This is a genomic window from Micromonospora sp. NRRL B-16802, from assembly GCF_001279555.1.
Classification (GTDB): domain Bacteria; phylum Actinomycetota; class Actinomycetes; order Mycobacteriales; family Micromonosporaceae; genus Micromonospora; species Micromonospora profundi.
The window spans coordinates 1-869 of record NZ_LGEB01000108.1; the positions used below are offsets into that span (position 1 = coordinate 1).

Sequence of the window (869 nt, forward strand, 5' to 3'; positions counted from 1 at the left end):
GTCACACGCCGTTTCTCGCCAACTACCGGCCGCAGTTCTACTTCCGCACCACCGACGTGGTCGGGTCGGTAGACCTCGGTGATCTGACGATGGTCCTGCAGGGTGACACAGTCGACCTGTCGGTGGAGCTTGGCAGGCCGATCGCGATGGATGGCGGGCTCGGCTTCGCCGTCCGGGAGGGCGGCCGTACCGTGGCCGCCGGCACCGTGACCGAACTACTCGACTGAGCTACGTGGCAGGGCCCCTTACAGACAAGGGGCCCTGTTACGTACGGCCTTCCTCAGGTGCGCGCTGGCCGAGCCGATACACCAGAGCGGATCTGACGATCTGGGTCCGGGTGCCAGCCACCAGGTGCGGCGCGCAAGAACCGGCGGTGTAGCGGGCCGCGTCGACAGTGTCGATGACCGCGGCGGCCCGGGATCCGGCTCGGTCGCCCGGTCCAGGGCGGGTCAGGTCTATCGGTGCTCGCCGCTGTCGAGCCGGGACTCGCGGACGCGCAGGTGCGCCTCTGCGGTCGGTGCGCGAGCGACGCTGTCTGGGCCATCGTCGAGCGCCGAGTAGGGCCACCTCCGTGGCACTCCACGAGCCTGCCCTCGCGACGAACGCCGAGCGGCGATCCGCTCATCTACGGCCAGAAAAGGGGAAACGACCGCGCCGCGATCATGCCCCGAACGCCATCACTCCAACCAAGCCACGCCGGAACAGGCCATTGATTAGTCAGCAGGGCTCAATACCGAGTCAACAGCGCGCGCCGTATCCCGATCTTCCAGAACCTGGACGGGACACGGCGTGCGCTGTTGATCACGGTCGAGACCCACCCACGAGAACGTCACGAGGGCCATCTTTGGCTACCCGCGAGCTGCGCCCCC

The 869-nt window shown here is 67.8% G+C and carries 1 pseudogene; it reads left to right on the plus strand.

Annotated features, from left to right (window positions below):
- A pseudogene (locus tag ADK66_RS26935) lies at positions 1 to 227 on the plus strand (elongation factor Tu); the annotation flags it as partial.
- Positions 228 to 869 lie beyond the last annotated feature (642 nt).